The organism is Fulvivirga imtechensis AK7 (genome assembly GCF_000331535.1).
GTDB classification, from domain to species: Bacteria; Bacteroidota; Bacteroidia; order Cytophagales; family Cyclobacteriaceae; genus Fulvivirga; species Fulvivirga imtechensis.
Genome location: NZ_AMZN01000052.1, coordinates 1 through 24,810, shown reverse-complemented (window position 1 = coordinate 24,810; position 24,810 = coordinate 1). Strand labels below are relative to the sequence as shown.

The window sequence follows — 24,810 nt, the reverse complement described above, 5'->3', positions numbered from 1 at the left end:
CAACTTTTATTAAACCCTAACACACACACTTATGAAAAAACAACTTACTATTTTATTAATGTTGCTCTTCGCCCTGCCTGGGTGGGTGAGTGCGCAAATGATCACGGGCACTATTACCAGTGCTGACGGACCGGTAATAGGCGCATCGATTGTTGCCGGTTCCGGAGTGGGAACTACTACTGATGTAGAAGGAAAATACTCACTGAACCTTTCACCAGGCACCTATAATATCTCTGTCAGCTATATAGGCTACGCTACGCAAACCCAGGAAATGACGCTTGCTGCCGGTGAAAGCAAAACCTGGAACGTAAAGCTTGAGGAAGATCACCTGACACTACAGGATATCGTTATCGTTGGTTCGCGTGGCGCCCCGCGATCATCAACGGATACTCCCCTTCCTGTAGATATGCTTCAGGCTGACGAACTGACCTCTACCGGACAGAACTCGTTTGACAAGGCCCTGCAATACCGGGTACCATCATTCAACACGGTACAAACTCCTGTGAATGATGCGACTTCATTGCTAGACCCTTACGAGATTAGGAACATGGGGCCCAGCAGAACCTTAATACTGATCAATGGCAAGCGTAAAAACCTCAGTTCACTGCTTTACACCCAAACTTCACCCGGGCGTGGTGAAACAGGAGCTGATATTTCGAGTATACCAACAGACGCTATAAAAAGGGTAGAAATCCTTAGAGACGGAGCATCAGCGCAGTACGGCTCCGATGCCATAGCCGGTGTAATGAATATTATACTGAAAGATGATGCTGAAGAAGGCTCGGTAACACTAAGGTCCGGTATTACTTCTGAAGGAGATGGCGAGATGATAGGAGTTTCTCTTAACAACGGCAGTTCGCTTGGCCAGGGAAAAGGATTCATCAATTACACCATCGATCTTTCGAAAGTAAACCTTGCTAATAGACCTGGTACTGTGGACGCAGCAGGTGAGGCAGCCGATTTTGGTGCTAACATAGAAGATGTACAAACCTTTCTTACACTCAAGCCAGATGCAGGAAACATCAACGGCTCGCCAGAAACTACTGCTGCTAAATTTGCTATAAACAGTGGTCTGGATCTTAGCGAAACGACTAATCTATACTTTAACGCTGCCTACATTTATAAAAAGGTCAACAGCTTTGCTAACTACCGAACGCCCTATTGGAGAACAGAAGCTGCTTATCCATACCTAGCCGATTTTTTTCCTAATGGTCCTAACGGAACTTATGTAGGGTATGTACCTACCTTCGATGGAGACCTCAACGATTATAACGCCACAGTTGGCTTCAAGTCCAGCAAAAACAACTGGACTTATGATATTAGTTTTACAACTGGAGGAAATCAGCAGACTTATACAGTTAGAAATTCGCACAATGGAAATGATGTATCCTCAGGTCCTATATGGGATGATGCAGATGGAAACCATCAGGTAGACCCTGGAGAGATAACCTTTGCTCCTTTGTATCGTGAAAATAGCCCCATCTCTTTTGATCCCGGAGGCACACGTTTTTCACATTCGGTAGGAAATATTGATATTTCCAGGATAATTACCGATCAAATCGGAATAGCATTTGGTTCAGAATTTAGATCTGAAACTTTTGAAGTTATTGAAGGAGAACTGGCATCTTATGATGGTGGCGGAGCAGACTCATTTGCTGGTAATCGTCCTGAAAATTCAGGCAAATTTAACAGGTACAACTTTGGTGGTTATGTAGATTTAGCCTTTGACATAACTCCTGACTTCCTCATCAATGGTACTATGCGTCTTGAAAACTACAGTGATTTTGGAAATGCGTTCGTATGGAAAGTGAGCTCCAGATATAAGTTCTTGGATGACAAATTGACCATAAGAGGCTCATTGTCAACCGGTTTTCGAGCTCCAACATTACACCAAATATATACTCAGAAGGCTCAATATAGTTTCGTGCCAGGTGAGGGTATTCAAGTGGGAGGACTGGTTAATAACGTTTCCCCCCAAGCAAAACTACTCGGGATACCGCAACTTGATGCTGAAAAATCAACTAACTTCACCGTTGGTCTTGGAGCCCAACCATCTTCAAATTTTAACATAACAGTTGATTATTATAATATCGCTGTTGAAGATCGTATTGTACTGAGTACTGAAATTGGCCGAACAAGTGCCGGCAATACAACATTAGATGATGTATTGAATGAAAATAATCTCTCAGACGTAAGCTTTTTTGTCAATGCTTTAGACACCCGTACATCCGGTGTTGATGTCGTGGCCAGTTATCGCAACATACAACTAGGAAATGGTTCTCTATCTTTCAATATTTCTGGAAATTACACAATAGAAAATCAAAGGGACGGAGCAGTTAATAACCCGAAGATTGTTGCTGATGCAGAACAATCTGTTGTCAACGAAACACAGGAAGCATTATTCTTCACTTCAAGACCAAAAACCAAATGGATTGTCGGCATGAATTACGATATAGGAAAATTCGGCTTCTCCGTTAACAACACTTACTTTGGAAAAACTGAATTTGCTCAACAAGGCTTACAGGACTTAGAGTATACCGTCATCGGTTTTGACGAAAATGATCCTAACAATATATCGAATGGCTTAATCGTTGATGGGAAGTCTGATTTAAGAACTGAATTTGAGCCCAGGATTGTAACCGATTTTGCTGTTCAGTATAACGCCACAGATAAAATCACATTTTCATTCAATGTAAATAATGTGTTGGATGTACTACCTGAATGGAAATTTGTCGAAGTGACAGAAACCGGGCGTAATATTTTAAATGGCACTTATGATGTAGTTAATACTCCATCTAATCTTATAACATTTAATCAACGTTACTCTCAAATGACCTATGATGGCTATCACTTTAGCCAACTTGGGAGAATGTTTAGCCTGGCGGTGAACGTGAGGTTCTAGATAATATATCTACTATGAATTTTAAAAAGCTGCTCAATAATGAGCAGCTTTTTTTCTATAGCGAGCGAGTTGAAGTAATGTAGTGTTGAGTTAAGCATACTTTAGCCATACCAAGCTTTGTTCTTTTTGTCCCATACCGCCTTAAAAAATACTTACGTCCTGAAAGCTTTAAAGCTTTCGGGATGCTCATATTTTTTGCGTTGCCTGGAACAAAAAATAACTGCAACTTATACGGCACAGTACACTTAACTCAACACTGGATCTCCAATTTGTTGGTATTTTGCACTAACAAAGTCCAAATTAAAAAACTTCCGGATGCTTTGCTGACCTTCCAAAGGTGGGTAATGCATTAAAGCCCGGCAATCGCCAAAATAAGCTTTCCTAGTCCTTAAAGGCTTAGGAAAGCACTATACTTAACTCCACACTCTTTTGGTATTTTGCACCAACAAAACCCGCAGGGCATAAAACAAAAAAATCCTCCTGAGACCTTGCCCGGGAGGATTCTTTCGTTGTCTATAGTTGGCTTTAATTGATAGCTAAGATACGGCAGGCAAACCTCGGTTGAAACCTCAACACGACCAGTCACCTTCCAGGCAGGCGAGTTGCAGTATATGCAGATCAATGTTTCAATTCTCTCAGCTTGTTGGTGTTTTGCTGCACCAACAAGCTCCAATGTTAACTTCAGGGGTGCTTTACTAAGCTTCCAAAGTTTGGTAAAGCTTTAAGGTCCGGTAAGTGCCGGAATAAGCCTTCCTAGTCCTTGAAGGCTTAGGAAAGCACCAAATCTCACTCCAGATCAATGTTTCATTCTTTGGCTACCCTTTTGTTGGTGTTTTCACCAACAACCCTTTGGGTGTATAAAACAAAAGATCCTCCCGGGACCTGGCCTGGGAGGATCTTTTCGTTGTCTATAGTTGGCTTTAATGATACCAAGGTACAGTAAGTAGATCCGGTTTGAAACTTCAACCCGATCAGTTGCCTTCCTGGCAGTTGAGTTGCAGTATAGGCAGATCAATGTTTCAATTCTCTCAGCTTGTTGGTGTTTTGCTGCACCAACAAACTCCAATATTAACTTCAGGGGTGCTTTACTAAGCTTCCAAAGTTTGGTAAAGCTTTAAGGTCCGGTAAGTGCCGGAATAAGCTTTCCTAGTCCTTGAAGGCTTAGGAAAGCACTAAATCTCACTCCAGATCAATGTTTTCATTCCTTGGCAAAAGCATGGTAAAGACTACTGATCCGGTTCTTCAAATTCCCTCTCATATTTTCACATGTTCTGCTTTACTTTTCCGATATTTAAAGATTAGTTTTGTGAGTCTTTTTCAACCACTACGCACACCTGTATGTATTTAATTTTTGATACCGAAACCACCGGTCTACCTCATAATTATAGCGCACCTATCACCGATCTGGAAAACTGGCCCAGGCTGGTTCAAATTGCCTGGCAGTTGCATGATGCCAATGGAAAGCTGCTTTCCGCTCAGAATTTTATTGTTAAACCTGATGGCTTTACCATTCCTTATAACTCTGAAAAAGTACACGGTATCTCTACCAAACGTGCTTTGGAAGAAGGCCATGACCTGGCGGAGGTATTAGAGATATTCGGCAAAGATCTGCAAGGCGCTCAGGCAGTAATTGGTCACAATATTGACTTTGATAACCGCATAGTAGGAACCGAATATGTTAGGATTGGCAAGAGCGACCAGGGACATGGGCTGCTGGAGATGCAAAAAATAGATACTGCTGAGGCATCAACAGAATTTTGCCAGTTGCAAGGTGGTGTGGGTGGAAAACTCAAGGCTCCGAAGCTTATTGAGTTACATGAAAAGTTGTTTGGTGTAAAATTTGACGATGCACACGATGCTGCTTATGACGTAAACGCTACTGCAAAATGTTTCTTCGGTTTGCTTACTCAAAAAGTGGTTGCGCCACTGGATGGAACAGCCATTGAGGAAATCGCCTACGAAGCTCCCAAACTGGCAGAAGCCAACTTCGCCAAGGTTGTTAAAAAAGGCCCTGCCGATTTCGGTGGTGACAAGGAAGCCGCAAGAAAGATCGACCTCCCTTTTGCTCACCTACATGTGCATTCGCAGTACTCGGTACTACAGGCCGTACCGGATATCAAAGGATTGGTTGCCAAGGCTAAAGAGTACAATATGCCTGCTATCGGCATCACGGACCTGGGAAACATGTTCGGGGCTTTTAAGTTCGTTAGGGAGGCGCTCAACAACGAGATAAAACCTATTGTTGGATGCGAATTTTATGTAGCCGAGGAAAGACTCAAACTGAAGTTCACCAAAGACAATCCTGACAAAAGATATAACCAGGTACTGATCGCCAAAAACAAAAATGGATATCACAACCTGGCCAAACTCAGCTCTCTGGCCTATATGGAGGGCCTCTACGGCATCTATCCGCGTATTGACAAGGACCTTATCAAGCAATATTCGCAGGATGTAATAGCCCTGACAGGAGGGTTGTACAGCGAGATACCTTTTCTTATCCTCAATGTGGGTGAGCACCAGGCCGAAGAGGCCTTTCAGTGGTACCTGGAAATTTTCAAAGAAGATTTTTATGTAGAACTCCTTCGTCATAACTTGGAGGAAGAAAACCGCGTGAATGAGGTACTACTTGATTTCGCCAAAAAGTATCACGTAAAAGTAATCGCTGCCAACGATGTGTATTATATCGACCGGGAGGATGCAGAAGCGCACGATGTACTGCTATGCGTGAAGGAGGGGGAAATGAAATCTACTCCTATCGGTCGTGGCAGAGGATTTCGCTTTGGCTTCCCCAACGATGAATATTATTTCAAGTCGCAGGAAGAGATGAAAACGCTCTTTAGTGATATCCCGGAAGCCATTGAAAACCTCACCGAACTGATCGACAAGATCGAGACTTACAAGCTTGATCGCGATGTTCTGCTTCCTGCATTTAACATTCCCGAAGAGTTTAAAGACCCTGAGGATGAAAAAGATGGAGGCAAAAGAGGAGAAAATGCATATCTCAGACACCTGACGTATGAGGGCGCAAGAAAACGATATCCTGAGATTACCGATGAGATCAGGGAAAGGCTTGATTTTGAACTGGAGACCATAAAAAATACCGGATATCCGGGCTACTTCCTTATCGTGCAGGATTTTACAGGGAAAGCCAGAGAGATGGGTGTATCTGTAGGGCCAGGCCGGGGTTCTGCTGCAGGTTCGGCCGTAGCCTACTGCATCGGGATCACAAACGTTGACCCGATAGCGTACGATCTCCTGTTTGAGCGTTTCCTGAACCCTGACAGGGTATCACTGCCCGATATTGATATTGACTTTGACGATGAAGGCCGGGATAAGGTAATTCAATATGTAATTAACAAATACGGCAAGCAACAGGTAGCGCAGATCATTACCTATGGCACCATGGCCGCCAAATCTTCTATACGAGATGCCGCCAGGGTGATGGAACTCCCCCTGATGGAAGCTAACGATCTGGCCAAGCTGGTACCTGAACGACCAGGTACCTCATTGGATAAGGCCTTTAAAGAGGTAAAAGAACTTGACGACCTGAGAAGGGGATCAGACCTCAAAGCCAGGGTACTCAAGCAGGCTAAAATTCTGGAAGGATCGGTACGAAACACCGGAACACATGCCTGTGGGGTGATCATTACCCCTGACGACCTGACCAAGTTCATACCGGTTTCTACTGCCAGGGATTCCGAGATGCTGATCACACAATTTGATAACAGCGTGGTGGAGAGTGCCGGCATGTTGAAGATGGACTTCCTGGGCCTGAAGACGCTCACTATCATCAAATCTGCCATTGCCAATGTAAAGGCCCGGCACGGTGTGGAAATAGATATAGATACCATACCACTTGACGATGAACTAACCTACCAACTTTACCAGAGAGGGGAAACCAACGGAACATTCCAGTTTGAGTCGCCCGGTATGCAGAAGCACCTGAGAGCGCTGAAACCGGATAAATTTGAAGACCTGATAGCCATGAACGCCCTCTACCGACCGGGGCCAATGGAATACATCCCTAACTTCATTGCCCGTAAGCATGGCGAGGAGCCCATTACCTATGACATCCAGGATATGGAAGAATACCTGGCGGAAACCTACGGTATTACGGTATACCAGGAGCAAGTGATGTTGCTGTCGCAGAAGCTGGCAGGGTTTTCCAAAGGTGATGCCGATGTTTTGCGTAAAGCCATGGGTAAGAAGATCTTCGCCCTCCTGGAAAAACTGAAGCCAAAATTCATTGAGGGAGGAAAAGAACGGGGTCATGATCCTGACGTGCTTAACAAGGTATGGAAGGACTGGGAGGCCTTTGCCGCATATGCCTTCAACAAGTCGCACTCTACCTGCTATTCGCTGGTAGCTTATCAAACGGCCTACCTAAAAGCCCATTATCCTGCCGAGTATATGGCAGCAGTGCTTACCCACAATCAGAGCAACATTGAAAAAGTGACCTTCTTTATGGAAGAATGTCGTAGCCTGGGTATTAAAGTACTTGGCCCTCACATCAATGAATCCGCTGTAAACTTTGCTGTAAACAAAGAAGGAGAGATCCGCTTCGGACTAGGGGCTATCAAAGGTAGTGGTGAAGCTGCCGTAGAAGCAATTATTGAGGAAAGGGAAAAGCATGGCCACTACAAAGATGTCTTTGATTTTGCCGAGCGGGTGAACTTAAGGACTGTTAACAAAAAGACCTTTGAATGTCTGGCCATGTCGGGAGCTTTCGATTGTTTCGAAGAGTTTCACCGCAGGCAATACCTCCATGCACCGGAAAATGACCAGACACTGATCGAGAAGGTGATCAAATACGCCAACAAAATGCAGATGGAGGCAGAAAGCTCTCAGGCCAGTCTGTTTGGTGGTGATACAGGTGTCGAAACTCCGCGTCCGAAGATCCCTCATATGGAACCTTTCGGAGAGATAGAAAAACTGAATATTGAACGCGATGTGGTCGGGCTGTATATTTCGGGCCACCCACTGGATGACTTCAGGTTTGAAATTGACAGCTTCTGCAATACGGAACTCAACCAGTTGAATGATCTTCCTCCGCTGCAGGGTAAGGAAGTGCGTGTAGCAGGTGTGGTGTCAGGTTATGCACACCGCACCACAAAAAATGGAAAGCCATTCGGCACCCTCACTATGGAAGACTACAACGGCAACTTTACCTTTTTCCTGTTTGGTGATGATTACCTTAAGTTCAAAGAATACCTGATGCAGGGATGGTTCCTCTACCTTCAGGGACGTGTGGCTGAGCGAAAGTGGGGCAACAATGAGCTGGAATTCAAGATCCACAGTATTGAACTGCTAAATGACCTCAGGGATAAAAAAACCAAGGGGATCATGGTGAATGTCAACCTGGAAGAAATGACTGAATCCCTGATCAATCACATAGAGCAGATCTGTCAGGAGCATAAAGGTGAGTGTGCCCTCCATATGAACCTGATTGACACACAGGAAAATATTGCCGTAGAGCTGATGTCACGGAAGTATAAGGTCAACCCCAGCAATAAAATGCTGGAGGAAATAAAAAAAATGCCCGAATTGAAGTGTAAGGTGCTGGTATAAATGTAGGGCTCAATGGGCTATTTTAAAACAGCCCCATTGATTGTTAGTTGCCCAACTTCGGTGTAAACGAAGTCTTCTTCTGTCCTGTTTCACCAGTTCTAGCCAGCTCTTCATTTCCTCCTTTTAGACATTGCATTTGAAATTTTGTTAGAGCAATAAATGTGTCTTTTTTCATGATCGTATAATTAAAAATTTTATGATTTTAGTAAGAAAATTTTAGATATCCAACTTAATCATTATTAAACTGAGGTTTATAACAGTAGATTACGATTGTTAGAAGTAAATTAGAACATGTATTTGTTATAGTGACTATGAATACCTGGATAACCGATATAGACAAAACCACAAATGCCTTCATTTCTGAATTCGAGCATCTTTCCGGTGATGAATTAAACTGGAAGCCGGATGGCAACACCTGGAGCATAGCACAAAATATTCAGCACCTGATTATAACCAACGAGTCGTACTTCCCGATCCTGAAAAAACTACAAAGCAATGAATATAAGTCGCCCTGGATAGGCAAGCTCGGTTTCCTCACCGACTTTTTCGGAAACCTTGTGCTAAAAGGTGTACAACCAGACCGCAGCAAAAGGATGAAAACCTTTAATATCTGGGAACCTCAAAAAAGCAATCTCTCAGACGATATTCTTAGAAAATTCGAAGTGCACCAGGATGAACTGAAAAAACTGATCACTAGCAGCGGCCCATTTTTAAAAACAAGCATTTCATCACCAGCCAGTAAGGTGATAGTCTATAAATTATCCACCGCCTTTGACATTATCGTTAATCACGAAAAGAGACATTTGAACCAGGCTAAAGAGGTACTGACACTGCTCAACCACGATTCAATAATTCGGAGTAAAGCTTAAAATCCGCTTATGCCAGAGGATTTAAAAACATATCCCCGAATTTATCTGTACAGACGTGTCGTTCAGGCCAAACTGTTCATAGACAGCCATTATGCTGCTGATATTGACTTAAACAACGTATCAGGTGAGGCTCACCTATCAAAATTTCACTTCATCAGGCAGTTTAAAAAAATCTATGGAGAAACCCCCCATCAGTATCTGAAAAGAGTTAGAATAGAAAAAGCCCAACTGTTGCTAACCTCTGGCATTCCCGTTTCAGAAACATGCTATTTGGTAGGATTTGAAAGCTTAAGCTCATTTAGCGGACTTTTTAAGCGCCTGACAGGTATCACTCCCTCAGAATATATGAGACAGCAACAAAAGTTAAAAAGTCAAATTAGAAGCCAACCCCTGCAATTCATTCCCGGCTGTTTCGCAAAGAAAAAAGGCTGGTATACCGATCACTAATTTGTTGGTTGAAAAAAGAGCAATTTTGAAGAAACCATTGCCAACTTATCTGCCGTCCTTTGGTGCTGATAATGAACTAAAATTAAAATCCTATGATCTCAAAATTGTCTCATGTCAGCATCTATGTTTTGAACCAGGACAGTGCTTATGATTTTTATGTCAACAAACTCGGCTTCAAAGTGCATACCGATGCTCCAATGGGTGAGGGAATGCGCTGGCTAACGGTATGCCCTCCCGATCAGCCTGATCTCGAAATTACATTAATGCCCATTACAGAAGGAATGATGTTTACTAAAGAAACGGCAGAACAGATGCGTAAACTGGTAAAAAATGGAACATTCGGCTTTGGAGTATTTGAGTGTAAAGATATTTACGCTACTTATGAAGAGCTAAAGGCCAAAGGAGTGGAATTTAGCAAACCTCCTAAACAGGAATTTTATGGTATAGAGGCTTTGTTCAAAGATGATTCGGGCAATTGGTTTTCCCTTGGTCAAAAGGCAGGTTAATAGTAAAAGAATATTAACAAGATCCTCCCTGTTGACAGGATGACTCTGCGGGCTACTTGGTGCAAGTGTTAGGCAATAGCCCTCACTTGTGCCTTTACATCTACTCTGGTCTTCATGCTGGCAATCTATTCGTTTAATAACGCCTTGCATCTTATCTAAAAATTCAATAGTCCACATTCTTTTTTGGATAAAAATTCAGGAAAAATACTTTATCTTGAACTCTTAATTTTAACTCCACCGGATATGATCGGAATTGAAAATTTTGGAGCGTTTCTACTGGCCGGGATTATTTTAAATCTCACCCCCGGAGCTGACACTATGTATATCCTGGCCAGAAGCATCTCTCAGGGCAAAAAGGCAGGAATTTACTCTGTATTGGGTATAAGTTCAGGTATAATCCTGCATACATTTGCTGCAGCCTTCGGACTGTCACTTATTATTGCACAGTCTGCGCTGGCTTTTAATATCATCAAGTATCTTGGAGCTGGCTATCTTATATTCTTAGGTATCAAATCTCTGACTTCTTCCAAAAAAAACCAGTTGATCCGTATACAACATGAGCTTTCCGGAAAAAAGATCTTCCTTTCCGGCATGCTCACCAATGTGCTTAATCCAAAGGTAGCACTGTTCTTCCTTGCATTTTTACCACAGTTTATCCAACTACAACATTCACAGAACCCTGGTCCGTATCTTATTTTGGGTATGAGTTTTGTAGCAACTGCTACACTGTGGACAATGATCATTGTATTACTATCTGCAAAGTTTGCTTCTTTTATCAGGCATAATCAGCATGTAGAGCAGTGGATCAACCGGTCAGCAGGTGTAGTTTTTATCCTGCTTGGGTTGAAGGTTGCATTGGAAAGAAGCAAGTAGAACGTTACCCCAGAGATCCTTTATTAAATGGTGAATATTGAAAACATACATGCATCCATAGACCTGTACCTCCGGGAAAAGGTGAAAAATAATAAAAAGCTGCACAACGCCTACTTATTAGTACATTCAGACAGGCATGACATCCATTTCAATATGGCGGCAGGTCATACAGATGGCACCCCGGCACACAAAGATCAACCATACCACATCGCCAGTATTGGCAAGCTTTTCACGGCTGTAATACTTGCCATTTTGGAAGAAAAAGAAATGATCAGCTATCACAGCCGTGTTGTTGACTATCTGCCGGAGGAGCTGTTGACAGGGCTTCATTTGTATAAGGGGCGTGACTACACTTATGACATACAGATCAGGCATCTGCTCAATCATTCATCCGGTATTGCCGATTATTTCACCGATAAACCTAAAAGAGGCAGGCCAATACTGGACCGGATACTTGAGGAGCCTTCACGTGTATGGACACCTCAGGAGACAATCGGCTGGACAAAAAAGAATTTACCGGCACGCTTTCCTCCCGGAAGTGGCTTTCACTATTCAGATACCGGGTATCACTTGTTGGGATTGCTTATTGAAAAGGTAACACTAAAAAAATTCGATCAGGTACTTCATGATCTTATCTTTAAGCCGCTGGATATGAAGCAATCTTACCTGACCGGCTATTCACAACCCGCCGTTGCCAGTCAGCATCCCCGGGCAGGCCTTTATGTAAATCGGGTCAATGTTATCGACTACCCAAGCCTCTCTATCGATTATGCCGGAGGAGGCATCACCTCCACTTCAGAAGACCTGTTGAAATTTATGAAAGCGTTGGTTAACCATGAACTAATAAGTTTTGAGAGCTTCGACAAGATGAAAGACTGGAGTAAATTTAACCTGGGGATGGACTATGGTTACGGGCTTATGAATGTGCGTACACATGCATTCCCGTTCCTGATGTCCAGAAAATACAATATTTGGGGCAATGCCGGGGCCATCGGTTCCTTCATGTTCTATAATGCCGCTATGGATGTCTATATTATTGGCAACTTTAATCTGCTTAACTATGTACGCCAGAGCTTTGTTTTTATGCTCAAAGTACTCAGGAAGTTGTCAAAGGCTGGATTGAAGTAAACAGGAGTTCCTGGGTTTGCGACAGTTGAAGTTGACACGAAAGATATCATTTAAACCAGTATAGAAAATAATTTTATCTGATGAATATAGGTATTCTCCTTTTCAATGAAGTCGAAGTACTGGATTTTGCAGGGCCTTTCGAAGTGCTTTCGCTCGCTGAGAAGGACAAGAAAAAGCTCTTCAAAGTAAAAACCATTGCCCAAACCAAAGATCCCATTCAAGCAAGAAATGGCCTTACCATTATTCCTGACTTTTCTTTTGATGACCGGCCTCAGTTTGACATTGTGATTATACCCGGAGGTTATGGTGCGGAAGAAATTGAGATTAATAATGCTACCACCATAGAATGGATCAAAACACGATATGATCAGGTTCAAATCATGGCTTCAATATGTACAGGAGCGCTGCTGCTGGCAAAAGCGGGGCTACTCTCAGGAAGGAAGGCTACCACCCATTGGATGGATACCGAACGACTGCAAACAGAATTCCCTGATGTCAAGGTTCATACTGGTGTAAAGTTTGTGGATGAAGGCAAAATAATAACATCTGGTGGCATCTCTGCCGGAATAAATATGTCTTTTCACCTGATTGAAAGGCTGTACGGTGCCGATATATCCCAGCATACAGCCAAGCGAATGGAATATGATCTTATGCCTTAACCCACTTCTTTCATCACCGGTTAATCCCAATATGAAATAGGACATCCCAAAAGAAGAACCATAAATTTCGGGTACGGAGGCGCTCATGGAGGAGCAACAGAAATCGCCCTTATATATGTAAAATTCAGCTACGACTTTGTCATTTCAAGAAATAAGTTACATCTTAAATTTTATCTATATTGTACATAATTTCCCGATTATATTGCAGACTGTACAGTTTTCACATTAAATTACATGTTTACATTACATTAGTAATGCAACCGCTACTTCTTCCTCCATATTCCGGTTCAAGCACAAACACTATTAGAATAGTAATAAAAACAAACCCGATCTATGCCCCAATACAGCTAAAAACTCTGTTGTATTGAGTGCTGTAACGAACTGAAAGTTAAGGAACAGTGTTTGTTGCGAAATAGTTATATGTTGGCACCTGGATTAACTACCCGCACGATATTCTCATTGTCTATATCATTTCTCTTATATGCCCTGGTCGTGCAAGAGGCGGATGCGCAGTTGCGAGAGGTGGGCTTACCTTTTATTAAAAACTTCACCCCGAAAGAATACAATGCCAATACACAAAACTGGGCAATAATTCAGGACGAGCGGGGAGTAATGTATTTTGGCAATAACAAAGGTGTACTGGAATATGACGGTGTATCATGGAAGTTGATACCGATAAACAACAAATCGATTGTACGTTCACTAGCCATTAATGATGAGGGAGTGATCTTCGTAGGCGCTGTGGGCGAATTTGGTTACCTGGAGCCTAACCAGGAAGGGGATTTAGCCTATCACTCATTAACGCACCTGCTGTCAAAAGAGGAGCACGCATTTTCCGATATATGGACCACCCTTGTAAAAGGTGACGAAGTTTTTTTCCAGTCTTTTAACATCATGTTTCAATACAAAAATGGAAAAATAAAAAGCTGGCCCCTCAATAATGCCTATCACAGGAGCTTCCTGGTGCATAACAAAATTTACCTCAGACAGGATAGCACAGGCCTAATGGTTATGGAAAATGATTCATTAATTCCAGTAAAAAATGGTAAGCTATTTCAGAAAGAGGAGATCTCAGCCATGGTGCCATTTGATGAAAAAATATTAATCGGCAGCAGAAATCGAGGTCTGTTTCTTTATGATACACAACAGCATACTATCAAGCAATTTGACAGTCCGGTCAACGAGTTGCTTTCAGGCAGCAGAATATATCATGGAACAGTATTAGCCAATGGCAACATAGCATTGGCTACGCTAAAGGAAGGGCTGATTGTAATCGACAGAAATGGAAACCTGCTGCTACACCTTGATGAAACGAAAGGTCTTCAGTATCAAATCATTTATAACTTATACTCTGACAGCAATGGCGCTCTTTGGATAGCCCTTGCCAACGGTATTTCAAAAGTAGATGTCATTTCACCAATTACTGTTTTTGACCAGATCTCGGGATTGAATGGAGGAATATTAGCCATAAACAGACATGAAGACAGGCTGTATGTAAGCACTCACCAAAGTGTATTCGTATTAAATGATAACAGCCGGTTTGAGCAAATAACCAATGTCAATACACAGTGCTGGGAATTGACAAAATTTAATATTCCGGATGAACCTGGCAAACAAAAACTCCTCCTGACTGGTAGTGATGGCCTGTACGAAATAAGTGGCACCCGGGCTACAAAGGTCTTCAGCGGAAGAATCGGGGCCATCTGCAATTCCCCCTTATTTCCCGACAGGCTGTTTGTTGGGCTCATCGGTGAGGTTGTTTCCCTCAGGTATGCAGATGGCAAGTGGCAAAAAGAAGGAAAAATAAATATGCCTCAGGAAGAGATCCGAAGTATAAAACCCGATAACTATGGCAATATATGGATAGGCACTCTATACGGGGGCGTTTTTAAAATGAATATTCACGACTGGGAGGCGCATTTGGCGGGAAGAAATGACATGACCGGCTCCATCCGGAGATATGGCCTTGCCGAAGGCATTCCTACACTTAACTGGAATTATTTTTTCAATATTGACAATGAGGTCCTGGTTACTACCAGAAAGGGTATTTACAGATATAATTCCGATAAAGATATATTTGAAAAACATCCCCTTTTTGACAACGCCCTTCGGCATGAAGAACGATGGATCTACTACCTCAACAAAGATAACAAGGGTAACTTGTGGTTTGACTCCGACAAAGGCAAAGGTATGTTCATTAAAACCCGTGATGGCTACTCTCTTGAGGAAAGTCAATTTAAAAGCATAGTGGTGTCACCTGAAAATCAGGTTACCGGTTATACCGATAGAGACGGTATACTATGGTTTGGCACCCCCGATGGGCTTTTCCGTTATGATAGCAAGTATAACTATAACAATGAACACCTCTTTGATGTATTGATCAGGAAAGTTGAGACAGCCAACGATTCTATCATATTCAAGGGGGCCTATCTTTCCAATTATCATGGTCCTTCCATTGTAAAACATCGCGTATCTACTTCACAACCAGTTTCTATGACACCGACACTCGCATATGTAAACAATTCGATGTCGTTTCAATTTGCTGCAACCGCTTTCGAGCATGAATATGGAAATTTATATTCCTATAAGTTAGATGGCTATGATGAATCCTGGTCAGCCTGGAACAGGGAAACAAAAAAAGAATACACTAACTTGCCCGAGGGCAACTATACGTTTAAGGTAAAAGCCAAAAACATATATGATATAGTTGGAAAAGAAGCTTCCTACTCTTTTGCCGTGCTTCCCCCCTGGTATCGAACCCCTTATGCCTACATAGCTTACCTGTTTGCTACTGTTGGCTTCCTTTATCTGGTGGTTAATGGATATTCCAACAAACTTAAAAAAGACAATTTGCGACTGGAAACTATCGTGCAAAACAGAACTGCAGAGATAAGTCAGCAAAAGGAGAAGATTGAAAAGCAGAAAAATGCTGTAGAAAAATCTTACAAAAATCTAACCACCCTGAGCCAAATCGGACAAAGCATTACCTCCACTTTGGATCTGAAGAGTATCATATCAACGCTATATACAAGCATCAATACGCTGATGGAATCGGACTCTTTTGGAGTAGGCCTGGTCAATGAGGAGAACAACACTATTGATTTCAAATACTCCTATGAAAGCGGCATTGAGCTACCGGCTTTTACTCAGCCCCTGAATGCTACCAACAAAATGGCGGTATGGTGTTTTAATAACTCCACGGAAGTATTTATCAATGATCTGCAAGAGGAATATACCCGGTATATCTCGACTCTTGACATAGAACCCACAGCAGGAGCCAGACATTCGGAATCGCTCATATACCTGCCTATAAAACTGAAGGATAAGATCATAGGAGTCATAACTGTGCAGAGCTTTAAAAGACAGGCATACGAACCATTTCATCTGGACATTTTGAGGACATTGGCGGCATATACGGCCATTGCCCTGGATAATTCATATGCCTACCTGCGACTCAATGAGATCAATGAGGAACTGACCACCACACTTGAAGACCTGAAACACACTCAGACGCAATTAGTACAGTCAGAGAAGATGGCCTCCCTTGGGCAGCTTACCGCTGGTGTAGCGCATGAGATCAACAATCCTATTAATTTCGTGTCGGCCGGCATCGATTCTTTAAGCACTAACTATCAGGACCTCAGCGAGATACTTCAAAAATACGCCCTACTGGAGGCCGGTAACAATAATAGCGATCTACTCCTGGAGATCGATCAGTTAAAAAAAGAGCTTGATCTTGATTATTTATTGGTCGAAATTCCTCAATTGTTAGAGAGTATAAAAGCCGGGGCAAACCGAACAACGGAAATAATCAAGAGCCTGAGGAACTTTACAAGGCTAGATGAAGATTCATTAAAGAAGGCCAATATTAATGAGGGTCTTGATTCTACACTGGTGATCTTACGGAATCAGATGTCAGACCGGATAGAAGTAGTTAAAGAGTACGAGGACCTGCCTCCTGTCAATTGTTATCCCGGGCAACTGAACCAGGTATTTATGAACATATTGAATAATGCCATACAAGCCGTTGATGGCCCCGGAAAGATCATGATCAAAACCATGCAACAAAATGGCAGTATTATGATCAGGATAAAGGATACCGGAAAAGGCATGAGTGATGAGCTCAAGCAAAAGATCTTTGAGCCATTTTTCACTACTAAAGATGTAGGAGAAGGTACCGGGCTGGGTTTGTCCATTAGCTATGGCATCATAGAAAAGCATCGCGGCAAGATCGAGGTCGAAAGCGCCCCTGGTAAGGGAACCGAATTTATCATTCAGTTGCCTTTAAATTTGAATTAAGAATATGGTAGAAAATAAGCCGAAGATATTATATGTAGATGATGAGGAAAACAACCTGATCGTTTTTAAGTCATCGTTTCGCAGATTTTATGAGATATACACAGCTTCATCTGCTGCTGATGGCCTAAAAATAATCCAGGAGAATGATATATCGGTCATCATCACTGACCAGCGAATGCCCGGCATGACAGGCATTGAATTTTTGAAACAGCTCCCCGAAGACCTGCTTGCGATCAGAATGATCCTTACCGGGTTTAGCGATGTATCGGCTATTATCGAGGCCATCAATTCAGGAAAAGTGTATCGGTACATTACTAAACCATGGGACAAAGATGAGCTAAAAATGACCATTGATAATGCACTGGAAGCCCTGACCCTGAGGAAGAACAACCAGGCGCTGGTACAGGAATTAAAAGATATCAATGAACAGTTGGAACAGAAGGTGGTAGAAAGAACAGCCGAGCTGGAGCAGGCTTTAGAAGAAATAAATGTACAAAACAACGAATTGGAGGAACTCAATGCCACAAAAGACAAGTTTTTTTCCATTGTCGCGCATGATCTCCGCAGCCCGATCAGTGCGCTTGCCGGCTTTTCCGAAATACTGGCCGGCAACGGGAAACAATTACCTCCTGAGAAAGTGGCCGAATACTCCAAAGAACTAAACAAGTCGGTCAAAAATGTTTTATCGCTCATAGAGAACCTGCTTACCTGGGCTTATTCCCAGATGAACAAGGCCAACCTCAACCCAACAGAGGTAGACGTCAATGCGGTAATAGAAAAAATACTCACACAACTAGCTGCCGTTGCTGGCAATAAAAACATCAACCTGGAGATGGATTTGGCCGATGGACTGAAAGTATATGCGGATGAAGATCATCTGAAACTTGTTCTGCGCAATCTCATAAGCAATGCCATTAAATTTACAGAACCGGGAGGCAAAGTATCTGTCACGACAAAAGCTATTGATAAGTCGAAGGCCGAAATTGTAGTAGCCGATACCGGAGTAGGCATGAGCATAGAAAAGCTTACCACCCTATTCAATATCGGGGACAATCAAAGCACCAAAGGCACAGCAGGTGAAAAAGGTACCGGATTGGGATTAATCCTTTGCAAAGAGTTCGTGGAGAAGAACAGTGGCTCTATTGAAGTGGCGAGCCTCAAAGGCATGGGTACTACATTTACTGTTACCCTAAACCAGCCATAGTCAGGCTTTTCTCCTTCCGGCAAACCAGCCCTTAATTATTTTCCAGCCGTTCCGCAACTGCGACCCTTTATTTCTGGAAATAAGAAAGGCAATAGGACGAAGTCCGGGAATATGGCTGCACACCACCTTTGCCATCCCCGCATAGGGAACACTCATAAACATACCCGGGATCCCCCATACCATCCCTCCTGCTATGATCACCAGTATGGTAAAGAATGGATTGATGGCAACCCGGCCGCCAGTGATATTTGGCGTAAGAATGTTATTTTCCGTAAACTGAATAATCATAAACAATATCACCACCCCGACAGCATTTGCAGGTTCGTCCGAAACCAGTGTATAGGCCAAAGGAAATATTGCGCCAATCAGCGTACCGAAATATGGGATGAAATTCATTACAGCAGATAATATTCCGAACATAACAGCATACTCCACTCCTACGATCATCAGGCCAAAAGAATTGAGGAAACAAAGAATAAAAACCACGATAAAAACGCCACTGATATAGTTTTTGGTAACCTCTGACACCTCACCCAGAATTTGTCGTACCTTACCGTAGCTGTGCTCTCCGAACACAATGTATATGAACTTTTTAAAGCGTTCGCGATAGTAGAGCATGAAGAATACAAACACCGGCTGCAGGCCCATCTTAACAGCCGTACCGGTAGTAGCGCTGAAAATAGTATTAAATAAGTTGCCACTGTTATTGATAAGTTCACCAATTCGCTCGCGAAGCCACCACCGCTGCTCATTATTATTTTCGGTAACCAGATCAATTTTGCGCTGCAAAGCGTCCAGATTGCTGTAAGCCTGTTCCTTGAGTTCAGGAAAGTCATTCAGAAAAACCTTAAGCTGCTGATAAAAAAAGTACATAGCACCTCCTATAACAGCCATACCTAAAATTATGGAAGAAAGTATGGCTAGCACTCGTGGAAAACGCCATTTTTCCAGGAGGGCAGCCAGCGGAAAAAGCAGGTAAGCAAATAGTATTGCCAGAAATATCGGATACAAAAATTCACGGCCTATGATCAGCAGCGCCAGCAACAGGCAGATCATGAAGAGTATATTGGTAACTTGTATTGATTTTGGAAGCTGTTTCACTGTCTTTACATTTTCTACTACACTACAAAAGCTTCTAAGGCTTAAATGTTTACTAAAGGTATAACGGATTCACACGATTTGTTATTCCATCTTAAAAAATTATAATTATCCTTCAGCTATGGCATTGTAAATCGTTTCTGAAGATGATAACTGTCAACTATCGGACCATTGATAATAATTATGGAAGCAGCAACTACCAGGGGAAACAAAAAGCGTTATATTTGCGTTGGAACATTGTACAGGTTACAAAAATTTTATACCTATAAATTAAAAATATAATGAGCAAAGCAATAGAAATCACCGATGCGAACTTTGAAGAAATCATCAACAGTGACAAGCCTGTTCTTGTAGATTTTTGGGCTGAATGGTGTGGCCCTTGTAAAATGATAGGACCGGTTGTTGAGGAATTAGCAGGTGACTATGATGGCAAGGCTGTAATAGGAAAAGTAAACGTAGACGAAAACCCTAATGTATCGGCTAAATTTGGAATTAGAAGTATTCCTACACTTTTGGTATTCAAAGGTGGCGAAGTGGTAGACAAGCAGGTGGGTGCAGTGCCTAAAGGCGTACTATCACAAAAGCTAGATGCTCAACTGGCATAACCAGAAAATATAAAAATCATTGATAAGGGTAGCTGATCTTCAGTTACCCTTATTTTTTTGTAGTGGCTGTAGGATCAACTGTTTTTAGGGCAGGATATCCTACATTAACATCTCTCCGTAAAGGTCTGTACTAACTATGCGCCCTCTTTAGTTAATGTCATCTCGACCCCGGGGAGAGATCTATACACCTTTGAAGCAGTTATTTGTGCATAGATCCCTCCCTGGGGCACCAATGACAAGTTTACATAACAAATTGATAATGAGACTGCTGGATTCTGATGTTCAGATTGCATTTTGTATCGATTTTGGCTTTTCCATAGGCGTTGTCTTACTTTTTTGTCTCTTAAGAAACAGTTTATGTACCCGGAATTATTACTCTTATGGCACATAATTCTGTCAAACAACAGAAAAGGCAATTACTGAGGAGATTTCTCGAGGCCCATAGCCGTTAACTTATAGTATTCCCTTTGAGTTTATCACCTCACCCCTGAACAGGCTGAAGTATAAGCACAGTAGAAACACTATTTGGGTTGCTTACGATAATATTCATGAAATTATAAAAAATGTGGACTAAGCCGTACTACATTAACGCGGAGTTAATAACACGTTTTAAGCACCGCATCAAGTATTTCCTGGTGATCAAAGGCCAGTTTGGGGAGTTTATCCAGCGGCCACCACTTAACATCGGAGGCATCATCGGCTGCCTGTAGCTGATGATCGTTAATATCAACTTCCGCGGTAAATACTATGGTCACCGTTCTACCTCTGGGATCGCGCCCGGGGGTGCCCCAGGCTCCCACCTGCCTGAACTTATCTTCAGAAATTTTGAGTCCCGTTTCCTCCTCCAGCTCCCTGGCGGCTGCCAGCCGGAGGTCTTCATCATCCTCTACAAAACCACCGGGAAATGCCCAACACTGCTGAAAAGGTTCATTCTTTCGTTCTATAAGAAGCAAATACCCGCATTTTGAATTTTCCTTGCCGAAAACAACGGCATCTGCGGTAACAAGAATGTTCTGATTAATTGCCATATTTATTTTTTTCACCGGTCAGCAATATTGCCAATCATGGTTGTATGTCTATTTATCTTTCATCAAGGCAATAAATGTTCCTTTAGCTATAAATGTACTAATAGTTGCAAAATCCTCATTAGAGGATGTATACCTGTGGAAGGAATTTCAGATCCGGGTAAGATATACACCAACCTTCCGTAACATTTTTATTGCTGATATCGGTACTAATATGCAAATTGATGTATTCAATTCCACCACTATGCATAAATTAAATAAATTTAGCGACCATGCCCTCTTAATTATTCGGTTGGCTTTTGGCGCCAGGCTGATCTATGGCACTCAAGACAACATATTCAGTTGGGACAGAATGCTTGAATTCTCCACCTTCCTTGAGGGGCATCACTTTCCTTTTCCACTGGTGAGCGCTGTGGTGTCCGTGGTGGCACAGTTTGCCTGCGGCATTATGTACATATTGGGGTTTTATACCAGGATAGCCGCACTGATCATGGTCGGCAATTTTATGGTAGCACTGATATTTGTACACTGGGGTGACGCTTACCTCAACCTGGCTCCCGCCCTTCACCTGCTGGTGGTAAGCTTATTTTTGCTTACCTACGGACCCGGCAAGTTAGCTGTTACTCCGGGGAAGTAGCTATTGATCAGCCTGCTTCTGCTTACCTTCCTGCGGATTAAAGTATATTCTTTGAGTAGGGTAAGCAAAGTCTATATCGGCATGCTTGCGAAACTCTTTAAGCACATCTTCCCATATCGCATGTTCCGTGCCTCTGCGCTTTTTGGGGAGGCATAAATAGCGCATGGTGAGCATTACACCATTATCCTTCACTGTAGTATACACCACTGGTGAGAGAGTATTGTAAAAGATCATAAACTTCTTAGATGCCTCAAGCAGGTGCTTTTTGGCGGATTGAGTAAAGGTCTCAGCGTGAGCGGCTACTATCCGGTCCAGGATTTCCTTCGCCTTTTCCCAGTCACTTTCAAAAGTTATCATCACCCGGATCTCATTCCAGATATGGCTAAATCCCTGATGGTAGTTAAACTGCGCTTCGGTAAAAACCTTTCCGTTCGGCACATGAATTATCCGCCCGGTACTCTGGTCAGAATCAACCCAGTTGCCAATTTCGTTGAGCGTAAACTGAAAAGCTCTGATATCTATTACATCCCCGGCCTGATCGCCTACCTGAATCCTGTCACCCACCTCGAAAGGCCGCCTGAAAAGGATGAAAAGCCAACCGGCCAGATTTAGGATCGGATCTTTCAGCGCCACAGCCAAACCAGCAGAGATCAAACCGAAAAAAGTAGCGAAAGAATCCACTTCCTCCACCCAGATAATGCTTATTACTATTATTCCGAGAATAATAAAGGTATACCGGATGCTGCTCTTCCAGTTGTACCTCTGCCTGAAATCCGTTACCCTCCAAAACACCGCTTTTTGCAGAAACTGGCGCAATACCGTCAGAATAAATAATACCAGCACTGAATAGAATACCTTCAGTTGAATTTCAGGAGCAATTCCCCAATGTTCATTGATCCATTCAACTATATCCATCTGCATATCCGGGAGACCATTTAAAAAATACTGTCACATTCGATAGGGGCTGAAGATTCGAAAAAATAACAGGCAGGCTGTGGCGTTTGTTTTTTGTTCTTGTTTTCTGTTTGATGTTTGGTGTTTGATGTTTTGATGTTTGGTGTTTGGTGTTAGGTGTTTGATGTTTGGTGTTAGGTTGAGCTGGCAGCTTTCACACTCTCAGAGTCACCCGGCAGATGACGCTGAGAATATGAATTATTAAAGCTCTTTATAGTGGGTTAGTGCAACGCTAATATGGATACCTGTTTTAAATGTATCGGCATAAGTTAGATATTAACCTTAAAATTTAATTGATTTGGAATAGGTAAAGCTAATTTGAACCTGAAAACCATTGGAAGCCACGTCTTCGAAAGCATCAGAGTTCTCTGGGAGGAATTTCGATATTGAACTTTCAAAGGAGCCATCCACATGAGACGGCTCCATGAAAATGCTTCATATCAATTTCAAAAATAACGTTTCTACTTTATCTGTACTTTACTCACTTTAACCTCATCAGTGGTCACCACTTTTACAAGGTAGGCACCTGACTCCAATGCTGATGTAGGTATACTGATTAACTCACCCTGATAAGTTATGGAGTATACCTCCTCTCCGGTTAAGGTGTAAATCATGATATGAGCCTTTTCAGATGGATTTTTCAACTTGATATGCAGTATATGTTCTGCTGGGTTAGGATAAATGTAAACCCCACCGGGAAGCTCTTCCGACAAAGTCTCATCATCTATCAATCCGTTTGATAACTGTTCTTCATTACTCATACGGGACACGCTTGAACCGTAGTTATAATTAACTGCATTTTGAAAGTCGTTGCGGGCGGTAGGTAAATTACCATAATTATTAGCAAGGGCAAAATATCTCCACATTCCGTCATCCTCATATACAAACCAGCAGAGAGCATTGATTTTTTGTCCGTAGATATTTTCTCCTGCTGCGTTGGTATTCCAGCTATTGATCTCACTAAAAGATTGCTGCATCCAGCCTGATGGATAGCTAAATGCCGGTGCATCTCCATTGACTACTTCCGGGCCTGTGAGGCCGTGATAAGTATTGGTCTCGGTAATAAATACCGGCTTTGTCCGTGCGTATGAATATTTGGCAAGTACTTTCATCATCACTTTATAGGATCCAAAACCCCACGAATTCTGAGCCCGGTGGGCGGTTTGCAAAGCAAAAGGCCTGTCAGGAGTGGTGTACCAATCGCGGTTGTCATTGCCATGCATGCCATAAGTATGGATGGCATACCCATCGCACTGTCCACCAATTTGATTTACTATACGGTCAAAATATTGGTCGTAATAAACTCTTGGTCCTGTCCAGGTATATTGACCAACAGCATTCCAGTTAGCCACCGGACCTACAAGTATCTGGGCGCCAGGCACTGCAGCCTTTACGGTACTATAAACTGTTTTAAAACAACTGGCATATTCATCGGCAGGTACTCCTTTACCGTCACCATCAGGCGCATACTCGTAGTCCTGGTTCATTTCATTGCCTATGTGAAAGTATTTCACACCATAGTTATTATACAGGTTGCTAACAATACTTCTACATCTGTTAGCGAACTCTTGATGTAAACTGGGGTTCGGTATTGTATTTCCGTAGTTCCAGTTTATTCTAACTATTGGAGTATATGCTCCTTCATTGTTAATGGCATTGATCAAACCATCTATGGCATGAGGATTATTGTTCTCAGCGTTGATCACTTCCAATGTCCAGCCCTTCTTATTATTCATTAAATTTCCAGCCCCTGAGGCCCAAAAGTGAATACCATAAATGGTTTGGCCACCTCCTCCGCTACATCCAGGTACTGTAAAGGACTGACCGTTGGTGTGTGTTGACCCATTCCATATTCTCCAATAGTAGGTCTTACCGGGCTGAAGAGCCAATGTTTGAGCGCAATTGTAATACCATATGCAAAGGCCACTGCTGCTGGTACCTGTCACATTATCTATCGGTTTGTGAAATGTTCTTGTATCGGCAGGGAAACTGCTGTTCTCGGAAACATCTATCCACCAGCCTGAGCCGCTGCCCGA

16 protein-coding genes are annotated in these 24,810 nt (G+C 42.6%); 12 read left to right on the top strand and 4 right to left on the bottom strand.

The features are described from left to right. The first annotated feature begins 31 nt into the window (after nt 1-31). From C900_RS15795 to C900_RS28545, 10 genes are all read left to right on the top strand, one after another. Nucleotides 32-2,902, top strand: a complete 2,871-nt coding sequence (locus tag C900_RS15795) for a TonB-dependent receptor (RefSeq protein ID WP_009581042.1) — start codon at nt 32-34, stop codon at nt 2,900-2,902. Nucleotides 2,903-4,240: 1,338 nt separating this feature from the next. Further along, nucleotides 4,241-8,470, top strand: a complete 4,230-nt coding sequence (gene dnaE / locus C900_RS15790; protein WP_009581040.1) for a DNA polymerase III subunit alpha — start codon at nt 4,241-4,243, stop codon at nt 8,468-8,470. Nucleotides 8,471-8,781: 311 nt separating this feature from the next. Beyond that, nucleotides 8,782-9,339, top strand: coding sequence for a DinB family protein (locus C900_RS15785; RefSeq protein ID WP_009581038.1), 558 nt, complete (start codon nt 8,782-8,784; stop codon nt 9,337-9,339). A 9-nt stretch (nt 9,340-9,348) separates the two neighbouring features. Beyond that, on the top strand, nt 9,349-9,786 hold the full coding sequence (locus C900_RS15780) for a helix-turn-helix domain-containing protein (RefSeq protein ID WP_009581037.1): 438 nt from the start codon (nt 9,349-9,351) through the stop codon (nt 9,784-9,786). Between the two features lie 92 nt (nt 9,787-9,878). Beyond that, entirely contained in the window at nt 9,879-10,292 is a 414-nt protein-coding gene (locus tag C900_RS15775) for a VOC family protein (protein ID WP_009581036.1), read from the top strand. Nucleotides 10,293-10,535: 243 nt separating this feature from the next. Then, entirely contained in the window at nt 10,536-11,165 is a 630-nt protein-coding gene (locus C900_RS15770) for a LysE family translocator (protein WP_009581035.1), read from the top strand. A 27-nt stretch (nt 11,166-11,192) separates the two neighbouring features. Continuing rightward, the gene (locus C900_RS15765) at nt 11,193-12,293 is read left to right on the top strand and encodes a serine hydrolase domain-containing protein (RefSeq protein ID WP_009581034.1); all 1,101 of its coding nucleotides are present in this window, start codon (nt 11,193-11,195) and stop codon (nt 12,291-12,293) included. Nucleotides 12,294-12,373: 80 nt separating this feature from the next. Further along, nucleotides 12,374-12,952 (top strand): DJ-1/PfpI family protein, encoded by a 579-nt coding sequence (locus C900_RS15760; protein ID WP_009581033.1) that lies wholly within the window; start codon nt 12,374-12,376, stop codon nt 12,950-12,952. A 420-nt stretch (nt 12,953-13,372) separates the two neighbouring features. Next, nucleotides 13,373-17,251 (top strand): sensor histidine kinase, encoded by a 3,879-nt coding sequence (locus C900_RS30860; protein ID WP_040496911.1) that lies wholly within the window; start codon nt 13,373-13,375, stop codon nt 17,249-17,251. A gap of 4 nt (nt 17,252-17,255) precedes the next feature. Continuing rightward, nucleotides 17,256-18,455, top strand: coding sequence for a hybrid sensor histidine kinase/response regulator (locus C900_RS28545; RefSeq protein ID WP_009581031.1), 1,200 nt, complete (start codon nt 17,256-17,258; stop codon nt 18,453-18,455). Here C900_RS28545 and C900_RS15745 read toward each other — a convergent pair whose 3' ends face one another. Further along, nucleotides 18,456-19,556 (bottom strand): AI-2E family transporter, encoded by a 1,101-nt coding sequence (locus tag C900_RS15745; protein WP_009581030.1) that lies wholly within the window; start codon nt 19,554-19,556, stop codon nt 18,456-18,458. It lies immediately after the preceding gene. A gap of 278 nt (nt 19,557-19,834) precedes the next feature. Here C900_RS15745 and trxA point away from each other — a divergent pair, with 278 nt between their 5' ends. Continuing rightward, nucleotides 19,835-20,158 (top strand): thioredoxin, encoded by a 324-nt coding sequence (gene trxA / locus C900_RS15740; RefSeq protein ID WP_009581029.1) that lies wholly within the window; start codon nt 19,835-19,837, stop codon nt 20,156-20,158. 596 nt (nt 20,159-20,754) lie between these two features. Here trxA and C900_RS15735 read toward each other — a convergent pair. Next, nucleotides 20,755-21,186 (bottom strand): NUDIX domain-containing protein, encoded by a 432-nt coding sequence (locus tag C900_RS15735; protein ID WP_009581028.1) that lies wholly within the window; start codon nt 21,184-21,186, stop codon nt 20,755-20,757. A 40-nt stretch (nt 21,187-21,226) separates the two neighbouring features. Here C900_RS15735 and C900_RS28540 point away from each other — a divergent pair, with 40 nt between their 5' ends. After that, nucleotides 21,227-21,820 carry a DoxX family protein gene (locus C900_RS28540; protein WP_009581027.1) on the top strand — a complete coding sequence of 198 codons (594 nt, stop codon included), beginning with the start codon at nt 21,227-21,229 and terminating at the stop codon, nt 21,818-21,820. On the opposite strand, the gene C900_RS15725 is transcribed toward C900_RS28540, so the two are convergent. Further along, nucleotides 21,821-22,741 carry a mechanosensitive ion channel family protein gene (locus C900_RS15725; protein WP_009581026.1) on the bottom strand — a complete coding sequence of 307 codons (921 nt, stop codon included), beginning with the start codon at nt 22,739-22,741 and terminating at the stop codon, nt 21,821-21,823. A gap of 494 nt (nt 22,742-23,235) precedes the next feature. Beyond that, nucleotides 23,236-24,810, bottom strand: a 1,575-nt coding sequence (locus C900_RS15720; RefSeq protein ID WP_040496910.1) for a T9SS type A sorting domain-containing protein, incomplete at its 5' end; no start/stop codon positions are given.

What these genes read in the sequence shown, in the direction of transcription:
- C900_RS15795 (WP_009581042.1), top strand. Translation starts at nt 32, where the DNA reads ATGAAAAAACAACTTACTATTTTATTAATGTTGCTCTTCGCCCTGCCT.
- dnaE (WP_009581040.1), top strand. Translation starts at nt 4,241, where the DNA reads ATGTATTTAATTTTTGATACCGAAACCACCGGTCTACCTCATAATTAT.
- C900_RS15785 (WP_009581038.1), top strand. Translation starts at nt 8,782, where the DNA reads ATGAATACCTGGATAACCGATATAGACAAAACCACAAATGCCTTCATT.
- C900_RS15780 (WP_009581037.1), top strand. Translation starts at nt 9,349, where the DNA reads ATGCCAGAGGATTTAAAAACATATCCCCGAATTTATCTGTACAGACGT.
- C900_RS15775 (WP_009581036.1), top strand. Translation starts at nt 9,879, where the DNA reads ATGATCTCAAAATTGTCTCATGTCAGCATCTATGTTTTGAACCAGGAC.
- C900_RS15770 (WP_009581035.1), top strand. Translation starts at nt 10,536, where the DNA reads ATGATCGGAATTGAAAATTTTGGAGCGTTTCTACTGGCCGGGATTATT.
- C900_RS15765 (WP_009581034.1), top strand. Translation starts at nt 11,193, where the DNA reads ATGGTGAATATTGAAAACATACATGCATCCATAGACCTGTACCTCCGG.
- C900_RS15760 (WP_009581033.1), top strand. Translation starts at nt 12,374, where the DNA reads ATGAATATAGGTATTCTCCTTTTCAATGAAGTCGAAGTACTGGATTTT.
- C900_RS30860 (WP_040496911.1), top strand. Translation starts at nt 13,373, where the DNA reads ATGTTGGCACCTGGATTAACTACCCGCACGATATTCTCATTGTCTATA.
- C900_RS28545 (WP_009581031.1), top strand. Translation starts at nt 17,256, where the DNA reads ATGGTAGAAAATAAGCCGAAGATATTATATGTAGATGATGAGGAAAAC.
- trxA (WP_009581029.1), top strand. Translation starts at nt 19,835, where the DNA reads ATGAGCAAAGCAATAGAAATCACCGATGCGAACTTTGAAGAAATCATC.
- C900_RS15735 (WP_009581028.1), bottom strand. Translation starts at nt 21,186, where the DNA reads ATGGCAATTAATCAGAACATTCTTGTTACCGCAGATGCCGTTGTTTTC.
- C900_RS15725 (WP_009581026.1), bottom strand. Translation starts at nt 22,741, where the DNA reads ATGCAGATGGATATAGTTGAATGGATCAATGAACATTGGGGAATTGCT.